This is a genomic window from Aquimarina sp. U1-2 (genome assembly GCF_017897595.1).
In the GTDB taxonomy this organism is placed as follows: domain Bacteria; phylum Bacteroidota; class Bacteroidia; order Flavobacteriales; family Flavobacteriaceae; genus Aquimarina.
Window position 1 is genome coordinate 1 of record NZ_JAGKIK010000144.1, and the last position, 323, is coordinate 323.

Here is a 323-nt window from a genome sequence, read left to right on the forward strand (position 1 = left end):
TACAAAAAAATATTGATATAAAGTCATGAAATTCGATGAAATACAAATTAGAGTGAGGTATGGTGAAACAGACCAAATGGGTGTGGTATATCATGGCAATTATGCGTTATACCTAGAAATGGGGAGAATTGAATGGTTACGTAAACTAGGAGTTTCATACAAAAAAATGGAAGAAGACGGTATAATGTTGCCAGTAGTTTCCCTTAATATAAATTATAAAAAATCAGCAGGTTACGACGACCTAATTAATGTGAAAACTCAACTTAAAAAGAAGCCAACTGCAAAGATTGAATTTGAGTACGAAATCACAAATGAAGCTGGAG

The 323-nt window shown here is 32.8% G+C and carries 1 protein-coding gene; it reads left to right on the forward strand.

All coding sequences use genetic code 11. The features are described from left to right. Positions 1-25: 25 nt before the first annotated feature. Positions 26-323 (forward strand): thioesterase family protein (locus tag J8281_RS19410; RefSeq protein WP_210199286.1); only part of this gene is annotated, 298 nt, incomplete at its 3' end.